The 13,844-nt window shown below is 70.4% G+C and carries 15 protein-coding genes and 1 pseudogene; 14 read left to right on the top strand and 2 right to left on the bottom strand.

Annotated elements, in window-relative coordinates; translation table 11 throughout:
• Window positions 1-111: 111 nt before the first annotated feature.
• The 7 genes and pseudogenes from HMPREF9336_RS19385 to truB form a co-directional block, all read left to right on the top strand.
• A pseudogene (locus tag HMPREF9336_RS19385) lies at window positions 112-411 on the top strand (mannosyltransferase YkcB-related protein); the annotation flags it as partial.
• A 216-nt stretch (window positions 412-627) separates the two neighbouring features.
• Window positions 628-1,299, top strand: coding sequence for a nitroreductase family protein (locus HMPREF9336_RS17285; RefSeq protein WP_040586232.1), 672 nt, complete (start codon window positions 628-630; stop codon window positions 1,297-1,299).
• A gap of 327 nt (window positions 1,300-1,626) precedes the next feature.
• A complete protein-coding gene (locus HMPREF9336_RS17280) occupies window positions 1,627-2,469 on the top strand; it encodes an isocitrate lyase/PEP mutase family protein (RefSeq protein ID WP_007469093.1) in 843 nt (280 codons plus the stop codon).
• A gap of 121 nt (window positions 2,470-2,590) precedes the next feature.
• The gene (locus tag HMPREF9336_RS17275) at window positions 2,591-3,076 is read left to right on the top strand and encodes a hypothetical protein (RefSeq protein ID WP_425277279.1); all 486 of its coding nucleotides are present in this window, start codon (window positions 2,591-2,593) and stop codon (window positions 3,074-3,076) included.
• Window positions 3,077-3,152: 76 nt separating this feature from the next.
• Window positions 3,153-4,073 (top strand): metallophosphoesterase family protein, encoded by a 921-nt coding sequence (locus HMPREF9336_RS17270; RefSeq protein WP_007469091.1) that lies wholly within the window; start codon window positions 3,153-3,155, stop codon window positions 4,071-4,073.
• On the top strand, window positions 4,073-4,750 hold the full coding sequence (locus HMPREF9336_RS17265; RefSeq protein ID WP_007469090.1) for a 4'-phosphopantetheinyl transferase family protein: 678 nt from the start codon (window positions 4,073-4,075) through the stop codon (window positions 4,748-4,750). Before HMPREF9336_RS17270 ends, HMPREF9336_RS17265 begins: the two co-directional genes overlap by 1 nt.
• The gene (gene truB, locus HMPREF9336_RS17260) at window positions 4,740-5,651 is read left to right on the top strand and encodes a tRNA pseudouridine(55) synthase TruB (protein WP_007469089.1); all 912 of its coding nucleotides are present in this window, start codon (window positions 4,740-4,742) and stop codon (window positions 5,649-5,651) included. The genes HMPREF9336_RS17265 and truB overlap by 11 nt, the downstream gene beginning before the upstream one ends.
• Window positions 5,652-5,725: 74 nt before the next feature.
• On the opposite strand, the gene HMPREF9336_RS17255 is transcribed toward truB, so the two are convergent.
• Window positions 5,726-6,646, bottom strand: coding sequence for a TauD/TfdA dioxygenase family protein (locus HMPREF9336_RS17255; RefSeq protein ID WP_007469088.1), 921 nt, complete (start codon window positions 6,644-6,646; stop codon window positions 5,726-5,728).
• 58 nt (window positions 6,647-6,704) lie between these two features.
• On the opposite strand from HMPREF9336_RS17255, the gene HMPREF9336_RS17250 reads away from it, so the two are divergent.
• The gene (locus tag HMPREF9336_RS17250; protein ID WP_007469087.1) at window positions 6,705-7,304 is read left to right on the top strand and encodes a TetR/AcrR family transcriptional regulator; all 600 of its coding nucleotides are present in this window, start codon (window positions 6,705-6,707) and stop codon (window positions 7,302-7,304) included.
• 62 nt (window positions 7,305-7,366) lie between these two features.
• Window positions 7,367-8,056 (top strand): MIP/aquaporin family protein, encoded by a 690-nt coding sequence (locus HMPREF9336_RS17245; RefSeq protein ID WP_007469086.1) that lies wholly within the window; start codon window positions 7,367-7,369, stop codon window positions 8,054-8,056.
• 25 nt (window positions 8,057-8,081) lie between these two features.
• Here HMPREF9336_RS17245 and HMPREF9336_RS17240 read toward each other — a convergent pair whose 3' ends face one another.
• Window positions 8,082-8,783: a metal-dependent transcriptional regulator gene (locus tag HMPREF9336_RS17240; RefSeq protein WP_007469085.1), complete on the bottom strand. Its 702-nt coding sequence runs from the start codon at window positions 8,781-8,783 to the stop codon at window positions 8,082-8,084.
• A 57-nt stretch (window positions 8,784-8,840) separates the two neighbouring features.
• On the opposite strand from HMPREF9336_RS17240, the gene HMPREF9336_RS17235 reads away from it, so the two are divergent.
• The 5 genes from HMPREF9336_RS17235 to argH are packed head-to-tail and all read left to right on the top strand — an operon-like array spanning window position 8,841 to window position 13,841.
• Window positions 8,841-9,731, top strand: a complete 891-nt coding sequence (locus HMPREF9336_RS17235; RefSeq protein WP_007469084.1) for a hypothetical protein — start codon at window positions 8,841-8,843, stop codon at window positions 9,729-9,731.
• Window positions 9,732-9,759: 28 nt separating this feature from the next.
• Window positions 9,760-10,728 carry an ornithine carbamoyltransferase gene (argF, locus tag HMPREF9336_RS17230; protein WP_007469083.1) on the top strand — a complete coding sequence of 323 codons (969 nt, stop codon included), beginning with the start codon at window positions 9,760-9,762 and terminating at the stop codon, window positions 10,726-10,728.
• Window positions 10,721-11,233 carry an arginine repressor gene (argR, locus tag HMPREF9336_RS17225; RefSeq protein WP_007469082.1) on the top strand — a complete coding sequence of 171 codons (513 nt, stop codon included), beginning with the start codon at window positions 10,721-10,723 and terminating at the stop codon, window positions 11,231-11,233. The genes argF and argR overlap by 8 nt, the downstream gene beginning before the upstream one ends.
• Entirely contained in the window at window positions 11,233-12,438 is a 1,206-nt protein-coding gene (locus HMPREF9336_RS17220; protein ID WP_007469081.1) for an argininosuccinate synthase, read from the top strand. Before argR ends, HMPREF9336_RS17220 begins: the two co-directional genes overlap by 1 nt.
• Complete coding sequence (gene argH / locus HMPREF9336_RS17215; RefSeq protein WP_007469080.1) at window positions 12,435-13,841, top strand: argininosuccinate lyase; 1,407 nt, start codon at window positions 12,435-12,437, stop codon at window positions 13,839-13,841. The genes HMPREF9336_RS17220 and argH overlap by 4 nt, the downstream gene beginning before the upstream one ends.
• Window positions 13,842-13,844 lie beyond the last annotated feature (3 nt).

The raw sequence follows: 13,844 nt of genomic DNA, 5'->3' as shown, positions 1-13,844 counted from the left end.
GTCCGCGCGAGGAGGGCGCAGCTCCTCGTCGGCCTCGTCGCGCTGGCCGCCTCGTTGGGCGGGTCGGCGGCTGTGGCGCTGGAGAACGTCGTCGTGCCGAAGTCCGGCGGCATGCCCCTGCCGGGGCCGAACTGGGCGGACGGGCCGCTCGCGCAGTTCGGGGCCGAGTCCAAGGAGGCGCGGCGCAGGCCCGAAGCCCAGATCCCGCCGGAGCTGCACGCGATGGTGCGCTCGGCGGGCACGCGGTGGGCGGCGGCGGTCACCGCCTCGTTCGGGGCGACTCCCTTCATCCTGGAGGACAAGGTCGCGGTGATGGCGCTCGGCGGGTTCGGGGGCAGAGACTCGCCGATCACGCTGGACCAGTTCGCGCGCCTGGTCGAGCAGGGCAAGGTGCGCTACTACATCGCCCAGCCTCACAGTGATCAGAAACCCGGAGCAGGGCGGTCCGGGGCAGGGGCGCAGTCCGAGCCCGGGGCGCCGGACGGCGAGAAAAACCCATTTGCCAGGCAGGTCGAGGACTGGGTCAAGGCACACTACGCCCCCCGGCCAGATCGGCCCGTTCGCCGTCTACGACCTCGCCGCCGCGCGGCAGGGCTGACCGGGGAGGAGCAGGACTACAGTGGCGGCATGACCCGACCTGACCTTTCCGCGCTCCCCGACACCGGCCCGATCGACTGGGTGCTGTCCACGACCCGGTCGGTGCGCAAACGCCTCGATTTCGACCGGCCGGTGCCCAAGGAGGTCGTGCTGGCGGCGTTGCGCCTCGCCGTGCAGGCCCCGACCGGTTCCAACGCCCAGGGCTGGCAGTGGATCGTTGTCGAGGACCAGGCGAAAAAGGACGCGCTCGCCGAGCTGTACCGCAAGTCCTGGTCCGCGTACGCGGGCAATGTGGATCCCGCGCAGATCCCCGGGCAGCAGGGCAGGGTGGTCGGCAGCGCCCAGTATTTGGCGCAGAACCTGCAGCGGGCCCCGCTGTTCGTGATTCCGGCGATCAAGGCCGACGTGCCGGTGCGCGATCTGCCCGACGGCTCGCTCGCCGCGTTCTACGGCTCGATCATCCCGGCGGCGTGGAGCTTCTCGCTGGCGCTGCGCTCGCGCGGCCTCGGCAGCGTCTGGACCACCTTGCACTTGTTCCACGAGGCCGAGGCGCGCCAGATTCTGGGCATACCGGAGAACGTGGTGCAGGTGGCGCTGCTGCCGGTGGCGTACACCCTCGGCACGGACTTCAAGCCCGCCGAGCGCGCGACCCCGGTGGAGGCCATCACGCATTGGGACAGCTGGGGCGAGACGCTCGCCTGAGGAGCCTCTGCCCGTCCGCCTCTGAGCCGTCGAGGCGGACGGGCAGAGGAGGCGGGGCGCGGAGCTGAGGTGCCGCCGCCGTCCCGTTCCGGACGCTCCGCGTCGCAGCTGTGGGCGTCCCGTGATTTTTGACGCGGCGCAGCCCCGAAGCCGCATTCTTTCGGCCTCGACCGACAACGGAGGCTGCTCTGTTCTCGATATGCCGCAGATCACGTTCGAATGTCGGGGGAGCGGGCTTCGGGCCGGGGCGAGGGGGTGGCGCGTCGGCGGGTCCGGGCGGCGTGCTTGAGTGGTTGGCGACACCCGAACGCTAAGGAGGACGAGCCGATGTCGGTGACAAGCAGGCTACGCGCGATGATCAACGGCGACGACATCCACGTCGCCCCTGGGGCATTCGACGGATTGACCGCCAAACTGGTCGAAGAAGCCGGATTCGACCTCATCTACGGGTCCGGCGGCGCGATCTCGCGCAGCGCGGGCTTCCCCGACCTGGGCATTCTGAGCTTCAGCGAGGTCGTCACCCGCTACGAGCACATGGCGATGGTGACTTCGGTGCCGATCATCGCCGACGGGGACACCGGGTTCGGCAACCAGATCAACGCCTCCCGCATGGTCCAGACCTACGAGCGGATCGGCGTGGCCGGGCTGCACATCGAGGACCAGACCTTCCCGAAGCGTTGCGGCCACCTCGACGACAAGACGCTGGTCTCAGTGGAGGAGATGACGCACAAAGTCCGCGCGGTGAAGGCGGCGCAGACCGACCCGGACTTCGTGCTCATCGCCCGGACCGACGCCATCGCGTCGGAGAGCTTCTCCGCCGCCATCGACCGGGCGCACGCCTACCTGGACGCGGGCGCGGACTGCATCTTCGTCGAGGCCCCCGAGACGGTGGAGCAGATCGAGGAGATCGCGCGGCTGATCCCGCAGCCCAAGCTGATCAACATGTTCTTCAGCGGCAAGACTCCGATCGTGCCGCGCGACCGGCTCAGGGAGCTGGGCTACCGGCTCATCATCATCCCGTCGGACTTGCAGCGCGCGACGATCACCGCGTGCCGGAGGACGCTCGAGGCCATCAAGCGGGACGGCGACAGCTCCGCGCTGAAGGACGAGATGGTCTCTTTCAAGGAGCGCGAGGAGATCATCGAGACGAAGAAGTACCTCGCCCTCTAGCCAGGAAGAAGCGCCTCGCCCTCTAGGCCGGGTTGTGGTACTTTCTGCTTGCAGGGAGGCCACGATCAGGGGGGCCTCATCGATGCTGGAAGGATCCTTCATGCGGCCGATTTTTCGCGCGATGGCGCTCGCCGGTTCTGTGATCGCGGCGACGACGGGGCTCGCGCCCTTGGCGGGAGCCAAGCCGGACGAGCCGAAAAACCCGTACCCGGACATCACCCGGTACGTGAAGCAGGATTTCGAGGGCTACCGCGTCGCGGGCCAGCGCGGCGTGTGGTTCTCCACGCCGTCCGGGCTGGACTGCGGGATCTGGGAGGACGGCAGCTTCGGCTGCACCGGCGCGATCCCGGACTCCCCGGCAGGCACGAACCAGATCGGCTGGTTCACCGGCGACAACGCCCCGCACTTCGACAACACCAAGCAGTTGCGGTTCTCGAACGAGGAGGGCGAGGCGCAGCGGGTCCTGCCGACTGACAACTACCTGGAGCTGGGCGGCTCGAAGTGCGCGACCACCCCGGAGGGCGGCGTGTTCTGCACGCGCAACGGCTACACCCAATTCCTCATCGCCGGGGACAAGACCTACATCAACGACTCCTGGCGCAAGTGAGCCGCAGCTGACGGCCAAGCCCCCGGCCCGGCCGGGGGGCTTGGCCGTTCCCGCCCCGGTCGGCTACCTTGGAAGAATGCCAAAACTCTGGGCCGTGAGCGATCTGCACGTCGGACACCGGGGCAACAAGCCGATCACAGAGTCCATCCACCCAGAGGACCCAGGGGATTGGCTCATCGTCGCGGGCGACGTCGCCGAGAAGGTGCACGACGTGCGGTGGGCGCTGGAGCTCCTGCGCAAACGCTTCGCGAAGGTGATCTGGGTCCCCGGCAACCACGAGCTTTACACCACCTCGAGCGACCCGGTGCAGATGTTCGGCCAGGCGCGGTACGAGTACTACGTCTCGCAGTGCCGGGAGATCGACGTGGTCACCCCCGAGGACATCTACCCGCTGTGGGAGGGGGACGGCGGCCCGGTGCGGATCGTGCCGCTCTTCTTGCTCTACGACTACACCTTCCTGCCCAAAGGCACGGCCGACAAACTCCAGGCCCTCGCGTACGCCCGGTCGAAGAACGTGGTGGCCTCCGACGAGTACCTGCTCTCCGCCGAGCCGTACCCGAGCAGGGACTCGTGGTGCCGGGCCTTGGTGGCGAAGGCGGCCAAGCGGCTGGACGCGCTCGACCCCGCCGAGCCGAAGATCCTCATCAACCATTGGCCGCTGTTGCGCGAGCCCACCCGCGTGCTGCATCCGCGCGAGTTCTGCCTGTGGTGCGGCACCACGGCGACCGCCGACTGGCACGTCAAATACAACGCGGCGGCGGTGGTATACGGGCATCTGCACATTCCGCGCACGACCTGGTACGACGGGGTCCGGTTCGAGGAGGTTTCCATCGGCTACCCGCGCGAGTGGCAGCGCCGGGGCCTGCCCGAGCCGCTTTTGCGCCAGATCTGGCCGGACCCCGAGCTCACCGAGAAGACTGTCGGGGTGGGCGGGGCCCGTTTCCCGATGACCCCGGAGATGATCGCCGCCGCCAAAGCCCACCTCGAAGGACAGTGATGGGCCTGTTGAACAAGGTCCTCGCGACCCAGGTGGCAACTGCGGAGGCGCGCGAGGACGGGCCGGAGCTTGTGCCGTATCCGGGCGAGGAGGCGCTGATCGCCCAGGCCGCGCCGAAGCGGCGGGCCGAGTTCATCACCGCGCGCCGCTGCGCGCGCGAGGCGCTCGCCAAGCTCAAAGTCCCGGAGCAGCCGATCCTGCGCGGCGCGAAACGCGAGCCGTTGTGGCCGAAGGGGGTCGTCGGGACGCTGACCCACACGGCGGGCTTCCGGGGGGCCGCGGTCGCGCATTCCCTCGTGATGCGCAGCGTCGGCGCGGACGCGGAGCCGCACCTGCCGCTGCCGGACGGGGTGCTCGGCCAAGTGGCGCTGCCGGAGGAGCAGGCATGGCTGGCCGCGCGGGGCGAGGACGGCCTGCACTGGGACCGGCTGCTGTTCTGCGCGAAGGAGGCGACGTACAAGGCGTGGTTCCCGCTGACCGAGCGCTGGCTCGGCTTCGAGGACGCGCGCATCTCCTTCGAGGAGTCGGCCACGGACGGGGCCGACCGCACGGGCTCGTTCCACGTCCAGCTGCTGGTGCCGGGGCAGGCGCTGAAAGGCCCGCCGCTCGCCACGTTCGAGGGCCGCTGGGCGGTCGCGGACGGCTTCATCGTCACGGGGATCTCCCATGGCTGGTGAGGGAGGAGGCCCGCACGGGCTCGTGCTCGTGGACAAGCCGCAAGGGATGACCAGCCATGACGTGGTCGCGAGGGCGAGGCGCTGCTTCCGCACCCGCAAAGTCGGCCACGCGGGCACGCTGGACCCGATGGCGACCGGAGTGCTGGTGCTTGGCCTCGGCAAGGCGACCCGGCTGCTCGGCAGGCTCACTTCGGACGAGAAGCGATACGTCGGCACGATCCGGCTGGGCGAGCGCAGCTCCAGCGACGACGCGGACGGCGAGATCCTCGGCCGCGCCTCGACCGCCGCGCTCGCGCTCGGCCAAGTCCGGGCCGGGATCGAGCGGCTGACCGGGGAGATCGCCCAGGTGCCGCCCGCCGTCTCCGCGATCAAGGTCGGCGGCGTCCGCGCGCACGCGGCGGCGCGGGCGGGCGAAGCGTTGGAGCTGAAGGCGCGCCAGGTCGTCGTGCGCCGGTTCGAGCTGGCCGCCGAGCGCAGAATCGTCGGCGAGGACGGCGTGGAGCTCTGGGACCTCGACGTCGAGGTCGACTGCACGGCGGGCACCTACATCCGGTCGTTGGCCAGAGATCTCGGCGAGGGGCTCGGCGTCGGCGGGCATTTGACCCGGCTGCGGCGCGTCGCGTCCGGTAAGTTCGACATCGCCGGGGCGAGGCCCCTCGACGCGCTGGAGGCCGATCCGAGCCTTTCCCTCGGGCTGGACGACGCGGCCCGCGCCGCGTTCGCGGCCCGTCCGTTGACCGAAGGCGAGACGAGGGATCTGGGCTACGGGAAGAAGATCCCGCCGGTCGGCCTGTCTGGGGAATACGCCGGTTTCGCCCCGGACGGCTCTCTGGTCGCCCTGCTCGAAGAGCAAGGCGGGGCGGCGAGGCCGTCGGTGGTCTTCCAGCCCGCCGGCGTTTGAGGCAGGGCGCTGTGAGCCCGCCGGCGTTTGAGGTAGGGCGCTGTGAGCCCGCCGGCGTTTGAGGTGGGGCGCTGTCAGCCCGCCGGCGTTGAGACGAGCGCCGGTTCGAGCGGTTTGGGGACGTCGAGGACCGAGTATCCCGAGGCGTCGCCCCGGACGACGCGGCTGCGCTCGCCGCCGACCGCGACCGGCACGTCCCCGGCGAGCGTGACCCGATGCATGAGGCGGCGCTGGTCGCCGTAGTCGTCGACGGCGTAATGCTGGGTCGCGCGGTTGTCCCACATGGCGAGGTCGCCCGGCTCCCAGTTCCAGCGGACGGTGTGCTCCAGCCGGGTGATGCGGTCTTGGAAGAGCCGGATGAGCGCCTGGGACTCGGAGGATGAGACTCCGAGGATCCGTTTGGCGAAATTGCCGAGGAGCAAGGAGCGCTCCCCGGTCTCCGGATGCACTCGGACCAGTGGGTGCTCGGTGGCGAAGTCGATGGCGGACCACGCCGCAGCCAGCTCTTCGCGCGCGTTCGGGGCCGCGTAGTCGAATTGGCTGGTGTGTTCGGCCCAAAGCTCGTCCGCGAGCCTTCGCAGCGGCGCGGGCAGCCGCTCGTACGCGACGGCGGTGTTCGCCCAGCAGGTGCTGCCGCCGTGCGCGGGCAGGACGACCGCGCGCAGAAGCGAAGCCTTGGGCGGGCGGTCGCAGAACGTCACGTCGGTGTGCCACTGGTTGGCCCTCGCGCCGGTCGCCGAGTCGATCGGGACGATCTCTTGGTCCAGCGGCGCGACCGGATGGGCCGTCGTCCGTGTTCCGAGGAGGTCCGCGAAGGCTTTCTGCGCCTCGTCGTCGAGATGGCCCTGTCCTCGGAAGAAGACGACCTTGTGCGCGAGCATGGCGCGGCGGATCGCTTCGACCGTCTCCGGGGCCACGTCGCCGCCGAGGCGGACCCCGTCGATCCTCGCGCCGATGTGCTCGCCCAGTTTCGTCACGCGGATTGCCGTCGCCATGGTCCGTTCCTTTCAATTTAGTCAATCGACTACAAATGTTGTCCGCTATTGTAGCCATGTGACTACAGACTGTCCACCGACACCGCCCGGCGGGGCGAAGCCGACGGGCCGGGACGCGGTCGTCGCGGCGACCCTCACCGCAGCCTCGGAGCTTTTCGCGCAGAAGGGGCCGTCGGCGACTTCGATCCGCGACATCGCGACCCGCGCGGGGGTGAACCACGGTTTGGTCTTCCGCTATTTCGGGGCGAAAGAGCAACTGCTCGGCGCGACCCTCGACTATCTGGCGGACCTCGCCACGAGCCTGCGCCAAGCCGGGGCCGATCCCGACGAGGTCCGCGCCGCCGAGGACCGGCAGCTGCTCGTCGGGGTGCGCGCGACGCTGGACGGCTACCCTGCGGGCAGGCTGCAAAGCCGGTTCCCCGGCATGGAGCTGCTGCTGGCGGAGGTCCGGCGGCGAAACCCGGACGAGCGCGCCGCCCGGATCGCCACAGCGCACGCGGTCGCGCTGCATTTGGGCTGGCGGCTTTTCGGGCCGGGGCTGCGCGCGGGGCTCGGCCTTGACGATCTCTCCGAGGCCGAGCTCAATGCGCGCATCGCGACGGAATGCGACCGGATCACAGCGGCTCGCGCGACGAACGATGCGCGACCGGCTACATGATGGATGATCCGGAAAACTAGCCTGTGCGGGCGAGGCGTTCGACTAGCCTGGTGGAGGCGCGCGTGGCGCGGCGCGTCGTGGCCCGATTCCGCGTCGAAGAGATCCCGCAGGCAAGGGTGGTCATGCTTCGGAAACTTGTCACAGAAGCGCTCGGAACGTTCGTGCTGGTGCTCACGGTCGGGTGCGCCGTGCGCGGCGGCGCCTCCTTCGCGCCGCTGGCCATCGGCTTCGCGCTGATGGTGTCGGTGTACGCGGGCGGGCATATCTCGGGCGGGCACTACAACCCGGCGGTGAGCCTGGCCGCCGCCGTCCGGGGCCGGCTGGACTGGTCCAGGCTCGTCGGCTACTGGGCGGCGCAGATCGCGGGGGCGCTGGCCGCCGCGCTGGCCGCGGGGTACATCGTCCGGCCGGCCCCGGCGCACAAGGCTTCCCCGGTCGCGGACTTCGGGCCGGTCTTCCTCGCCGAGCTGGTGTTCACCTTCGTGCTCGCGTTCGTCGTGCTCAACGTCGCGACGAGCAAAGACCACCCGGACAACTCGTTCTACGGGCTCGCGATCGGAAGCGCTGTGTTCGTCGGGGCTGTGGCGGTGGGGCCGGTCAGCGGCGGGGCGTTCAATCCCGCCGTCGCGCTCGGCGGATCGGCGCTCGGTTTGTTCGCGTGGCAGAGCCTTTGGCTCTACGTCGTCGCGAACCTCCTCGGCGGGGCGCTCGCCGGGGCGGCGTTCCGGGCGCTCAACCCCGAAGACAAGTGAGCCCCCGCGCCTGGACGGTCCTGGCCTACGCCTCGGGGACGATCCACACCGCTTCGGCGGCGGGTTTGCCGAGCTCGATAGGGTCCTCGCCCGTCTGGTCCAGCGCGATCGTGATGGTCCCCGCGAAATCGCGCCGCCGCAGCACGGCGATCTTGGCGTCGAGCGCGAGGCCGACCGAGTCGAAGTAGCGCAGCATCTCCGGGTCGTGGTCGCTGATCCGGGCGATCAGGCCGTTCGTGCCCTCGGGGGCGTCGGCGAGCTTGCTCGCGTCCGGCGTGGGGACCGAGCCGTCCGGCCGGGGGATCGGGTCGCCGTGCGGGTCGCGCGCGGGGTGGCCGAGCTTCGCGTCCAGCCGCTCCACGAACCGGTCGGAGATCGCGTGCTCAAGGATCTCGGCCTCGTCGTGGACCTCGTCCCAGCCGTAATGCAGCTCCTCGACCAGGAACGTCTCGATGAGCCGGTGCCGCCGCACCACGCCGACCGCCTCGGCCCGCCCGGTCGGGGTGAGCGACACCGCGCCGTAGCGCTCATGCTCGACTAAGCCCTGGTCCACGAGCTTGCGCACGCCCTCGGAGGCGGTGGAGGCGGACACGCCCAGCTTCTCCGACAGGAGCTTCGTGGTGACCGGGTCGTCGGACCATTCCTGCAAGTTCCAGAGCACCTTGAGGTAGTCCTGGGTGACCGGGGAAAGCTGCGCGGACGACGTGTTGGCTCCTTGGGAGGGCATGGGGGAGAGTCTATGCGCTGCTAGCATCGGCTGCCAAGAGAAGGGAGAGGGGCGGCGATGAGCGAGACGCTTGGCGAGCCTCGGGCGGGCGTGGCCCGTGTGCGGCGCAGCCCGAGGCCGGGCGACGCGGAGGAGGCGACGGACTCGGTCAGCGGGCAGGAGTTCCGCGTCCGAGCGGGCTTGCGCGACTACGAGCGGCCGATCAGTTTGCTCGCCCTTGGCCGGACGGCCCTCGCGGCGCTGCTCAGCCTCGGGCTGTGCGTTGGCGGGATCGCGCTCGTCCTGCAGGGCGGCCCGCTGTCCGGCAGGACGATGATCCTCGCCGGGGCAGTCGGAGTCGTGCTCTCGTTCGGGCTGTCTCGCAGATCGGGGCACGCTCCGGGCCTCTACGTCACGGCGACCCCGGACCTGCTGCATTTCCCGGCCCGGATCTCCTGGTCCCCGATTCGCTGGCGCGACCTCGAAGCGCTGGAAGTCGCGGGGGCCCGAGGCGCTGCCGTCCTGTCCTTCCGCACGTCCCAAGGCTCGACTGCGCTCCTTCCGCTCGACCAGCTGTCGGACCCGGTCAGGTTCGCCGCGATGCTCTGCGAGATCGGGAACACGCCGAGCCTGCGCGCCAATCTGTTCCGGCGCGAGCAGGGCGAGCGGATCGCGGCGCACCTCGCCCGCCGGACCCGTGCCGTGGACGGCGGACAGGTGGTCGAGCTCAGCGCCGGCCGGATCCGCATGTCTGTCGTCAATCCGGAGCAATACCGGACCAAAGTCGTCGTCGGGGCCGGAGCGGAGCGCGGCCCGGACGGCGAGCGGACCGAAGCGGGGATCGGTTTGGGCGAGGTTTTATCCCAGGACATGGAGTTCCGCGACCCGTCGGTCGTCGTGCTCGACGCGGACGGGACGCCCCGCAGGCTCCGCCTGGACGGGACAGAGGCCGACAGCAGGTTTGAATAAAAATACAACATATCGTATGATTACTCGCATGACTGGCTCCATTCGGCACTTCCTGCGCGACGACGACCTCTCTCCGGCGGAGCAGGCGGAAGTCCTGGCGCTCGCCGCGGAGCTGAAGCGCGAGCCGTTCGCCAAACGGACGCTCGCGGGCCCCAGATCGGTCGGCGTCGTCTTCGAGAAGCCGTCGATCCGCACCCGGTTCTCGTTCGAGGTGGCGATCACCCAGCTCGGCGGGCACCCGATCGTGGTGGACGGCAACTCGGTCCAGCTCGGGGTGCGGGAGTCCGTTCCGGACTCGGCCAGAGTCATGTCCCGCTACACCTCTGCGGTGGTCTGGCGCACGCACGGGCACGACCGCCTCGACGAGCTCGCCGCGTACGCCACCGTGCCCGTCGTCAACGCGTTGGACGACGTGTTCCACCCCTGCCAGGTCCTCGCGGACTTGCTCACCATCTCCGAGCGCAAGGGCTCGCTGAAGGGCCTGCGTCTGGTCTTCCTCGGGGACGGCGCGAACAACATGGCGCACTCCTTGCTGCTCGCCGGGGCGACGGCGGGGATCGACGTGGTCGTCGCGGCCCCGGAGGGTTTCCACCCCGACCCCGCCGTCTTCGCGGACGCGGTGGCGAGGGGCGAGCTGACCGGGGCCCGGCCGCAGATCGTCGCCGACCCGGTCAAAGCGGTGGAGGGGGCCGACGTGGTCGTCACCGACGCGTGGGTCTCGATGGGGCAGGAGTCCGACCCCCGCGACCGCGCCACGCTGATGCGCCCCTACCAGGTGAACAAGGCGCTGCTCTCGCACGCGAAGCCGGACGCCATCGTGTTGCACTGCCTGCCCGCGCACCGCGAGGAGGAGATCACTTCCGAGGTGCTCGACGGGGCGCAGTCCGCGGTCTGGGACGAGGCGGAGAACCGCCTACACGCGCAGAAGGCGTTGTTGGTGTGGCTGTTGGAGCGTTCGGATTCGGGCCGTCCGCACACGGGGCGGGCGGATGGCTGACCAGCCGTCGCGCATCCTGCCGACGAGGTCCGCGCGCCAGGCGCGGATCTTCGAGGCGATCACCACGCGGGTGGTGCGCAGCCAGAGCGAGCTGCAGGCGCTCCTCGCCGTGGAGGGCGTGAGCGCGACGCAGGCCACGCTCTCGCGCGATCTCGAAGAGCTCGGCGCGGTGAAGGCGAAGTCGGTGGACGGGACGAGCCGCTACGTCATCCTGGACGAGACCGGCTCCAGCGGCGTGGTCTCTGCGGGGGTCGAGCCGCTGACGAGGCTGCTCGCGCAGCTGCTCGTCGCGGTGGACTGCTCGGGCTCGCTCGCGGTCCTCCGCGTCCCGGCCGGGGCGGCGCAATACTTGGCCAGCGCCATCGACCGGGCGGCCCTGCCCCAGGTCGCGGGCACCATCGCGGGCGACGACACCATCTTCGTCGCGGCCCGAGGAGCGATCACCGGCGAGGAACTGGTAGAAGTCTTCCAACAACTGGCGCATGATAAGAAGGAGAAGCCCTGATGACCGACCGCGTGATCCTCGCCTATTCCGGCGGACTCGACACCTCGGTGGCGATCAGCTGGATCGGCCAAGAGACCGGCCTCGAGGTCGTGGCGGTGGCCGTCGACGTCGGCCAGGGCGGGGAGGACCTCGGCGTCATCCGCCAGCGCGCGCTGGACTGCGGCGCGGTCGAGGCGGTCGTGATCGACGCGCGCGACGAGTTCGCCGAGCAGTACTGCCAGCCCGTCGTCGCGGCCAACGCCCTGTACATGGACCGTTACCCGCTGGTCTCCGCGATCTCGCGCCCGCTCATCGCCAAGCACCTGGTCGCGGTGGCCCGCCAGCACGGCGGCACCATCGTGGCGCACGGCTGCACCGGCAAGGGCAACGACCAGGTCCGCTTCGAATGCGGCATCACCGCCCTCGCCCCTGAGCTGACCGTCCTCGCCCCGGTCCGCGACTACGCCTGGACCCGAGAGAAGGCCATCGCCTTCGCCGAGGAGCGCAAGCTGCCCATCGCCGCGTCGAAGAAGTCGCCGTTCTCCATCGACCAGAACCTGTGGGGCCGCGCGGTGGAGACCGGATTCCTCGAAGACCCGTGGAACGGCCCGACCAAGGACGTCTACGACTACACCCAGGACCCGCAGGTCGGCTGGAACAGCCCGGACGAGCTGGTCATCGGCTTCACCTCGGGCGTGCCGACCTCCATCGACGGGCGCAAGCTTTCGGTGTGCGAGGTGATCGGTGAGCTCAACCGCCGCGCCGGGGCGCAAGGCGTCGGCCGGATCGACATCGTCGAGGACCGGCTGGTGGGCATCAAGAGCCGAGAGGTCTACGAGGCCCCCGGCGCGATGGTGCTCATCGCCGCGCACCTGGAGCTGGAGGGCATGACCCTGGAGCGCGAGCTCGCCCGGCACAAGAAGCGGATCTGCGACACTTGGACCGAGCTGGTCTACGACGGCCTGTGGTTCTCGCCGCTCAAGCGCGCGCTGGACGCGTACATCGCCGAGACCCAGCGGCACGTCACCGGCGAGATCCGGCTGTCGCTGCACGGCGGGGCGATCACCGTCTCGGGCCGCCGCTCGGACTCCTCGCTCTACGACTTCAACCTCGCGACCTACGACGAGGGCGACACCTTCGACCAGTCCCTCGCGAAGGGCTTCGTCACCCTGCACGGCCTGTCCGCGAAGATCGACGCGGCGCGCGAGCAGCGGCTGGCCAAGTGACCGAGCAGCGCGGCACCAACGAGGGATCGCTCTGGGGCGGACGCTTCGCCTCAGGGCCCTCGGCGGCGCTGACCCGGCTGTCCAAGTCCACCGACTGGGACTGGGCGCTCGCCCCCTACGACCTGCAGGGCTCCAAGGCGCACGCCGTCGTGCTCCACGAGGCCGGGCTGCTCACCGCCGACGAGCTGGCCGCGATGCACGCGGCCCTGGACGCGCTGGCCGCCGACGTGGCCTCTGGGGCGTTCGGGCCGGCCGAGTCCGACGAGGACGTGCATTCGGCCTTGGAGCGCGGACTGATCGAGCGCGCCGGTCCCGAGCTGGGCGGGAAGCTGCGCGCCGGGCGTTCGCGCAACGACCAGGTCGTGACCCTGTTCCGGCTCTGGCTGCGCGACGGGCTGGCCCGCGTGAAATCCCATACGGTCGAATTGGTGAACGCGCTGGTCGGCCAGGCCGAGCGCAACCCCGACGCGATCCTGCCGGGCAAGACGCATTTGCAGGCCGCGCAGCCGGTGCTGCTCGCGCACCACTTGCTCGCCCACGCGCATCCGCTCGTGCGCGACGTGGAGCGCCTGCGCGACCTCGGGCCGCGCCTTGAGGTCTCCGGGTACGGCTCCGGGGCGCTCGCGGGCTCCTCGCTCGGCCTGCCGCCCGAGCGGATGGCGGAGCTTTTGGGCCTCGCGCCGCCGGAGAACTCCATCGACGCCACCAGCGCGAGGGACTTCGCCGCTGAGGCCGCGTTCGTCTGCGCGCAGATCGCCGTGGACCTCTCCCGGCTCGCCGAGGATCTGATCCTCTGGTCCACCACAGAGTTCGGCTACGCGAAGCTGCACGACTCCTGGTCCACCGGCAGCTCGATCATGCCGCAGAAGAAGAACCCCGACATCGCGGAGCTCGCGCGGGGCAAGGCGGGCCGCCTCGTCGGCAACCTCACCGGCCTTCTGACGACCCTCAAGGCCCAGCCGCTCGCGTACAACCGGGACTTGCAGGAGGACAAGGAGCCCCTGTTCGACTCGGTCGCCCAGCTGGAGCTGGTGCTGCCCGCGATGGCGGGCATGGTCGCCACCCTCGAATTCGACACCGCCCGAATGGCCGAGCTCGCCCCTGCGGGGCACACCCTCGCCACCGACGTCGCGGAATGGCTGGTGCGCGCGGGCGTCCCGTTCCGGGTCGCCCACGAGGCGGCGGGAGCCGCCGTGCGCGCGGCGGACGCGAGGGGGGTCGCGCTGAGCGAGCTCACCGACGCGGAGCTGGCCGGGGCCAGCCCCGCGCTCACCCCACAGGTGCGCGAAGTGCTCGACGTGCGCGGCTCGGTCGCCTCCCGCGACGTCCGGGGCGGCACCGCCCCCGCATCGGTCGCGGCGCAGCTTGATCGGCTCAAAGCCCGGATCTCGGCGTTGGATTAGTCC

The organism is Segniliparus rugosus ATCC BAA-974 (assembly GCF_000185725.2).
Taxonomy (GTDB): Bacteria; Actinomycetota; Actinomycetes; order Mycobacteriales; family Mycobacteriaceae; genus Segniliparus; species Segniliparus rugosus.
Note: the sequence above shows the minus strand (reverse complement) of the source record. Positions and strands in the feature narration are given on the sequence as shown.

Excerpts from the sequence above, each read along its gene's own strand:
- HMPREF9336_RS17240 (WP_007469085.1), bottom strand. The coding sequence starts at position 8,783 with ATGCCCTCCCAAGGAGCCAACACGTCGTCCGCGCAGCTTTCCCCGGTC.
- HMPREF9336_RS17270 (WP_007469091.1), top strand. The coding sequence starts at position 3,153 with ATGCCAAAACTCTGGGCCGTGAGCGATCTGCACGTCGGACACCGGGGC.
- truB (WP_007469089.1), top strand. The coding sequence starts at position 4,740 with ATGGCTGGTGAGGGAGGAGGCCCGCACGGGCTCGTGCTCGTGGACAAG.
- HMPREF9336_RS17285 (WP_040586232.1), top strand. The coding sequence starts at position 628 with ATGACCCGACCTGACCTTTCCGCGCTCCCCGACACCGGCCCGATCGAC.
- HMPREF9336_RS17275 (WP_425277279.1), top strand. The coding sequence starts at position 2,591 with ATGGCGCTCGCCGGTTCTGTGATCGCGGCGACGACGGGGCTCGCGCCC.
- argR (WP_007469082.1), top strand. The coding sequence starts at position 10,721 with ATGGCTGACCAGCCGTCGCGCATCCTGCCGACGAGGTCCGCGCGCCAG.
- HMPREF9336_RS17255 (WP_007469088.1), bottom strand. The coding sequence starts at position 6,646 with ATGGCGACGGCAATCCGCGTGACGAAACTGGGCGAGCACATCGGCGCG.
- HMPREF9336_RS17220 (WP_007469081.1), top strand. The coding sequence starts at position 11,233 with ATGACCGACCGCGTGATCCTCGCCTATTCCGGCGGACTCGACACCTCG.
- HMPREF9336_RS17280 (WP_007469093.1), top strand. The coding sequence starts at position 1,627 with ATGTCGGTGACAAGCAGGCTACGCGCGATGATCAACGGCGACGACATC.
- HMPREF9336_RS17235 (WP_007469084.1), top strand. The coding sequence starts at position 8,841 with ATGAGCGAGACGCTTGGCGAGCCTCGGGCGGGCGTGGCCCGTGTGCGG.
- argF (WP_007469083.1), top strand. The coding sequence starts at position 9,760 with ATGACTGGCTCCATTCGGCACTTCCTGCGCGACGACGACCTCTCTCCG.
- HMPREF9336_RS17265 (WP_007469090.1), top strand. The coding sequence starts at position 4,073 with ATGGGCCTGTTGAACAAGGTCCTCGCGACCCAGGTGGCAACTGCGGAG.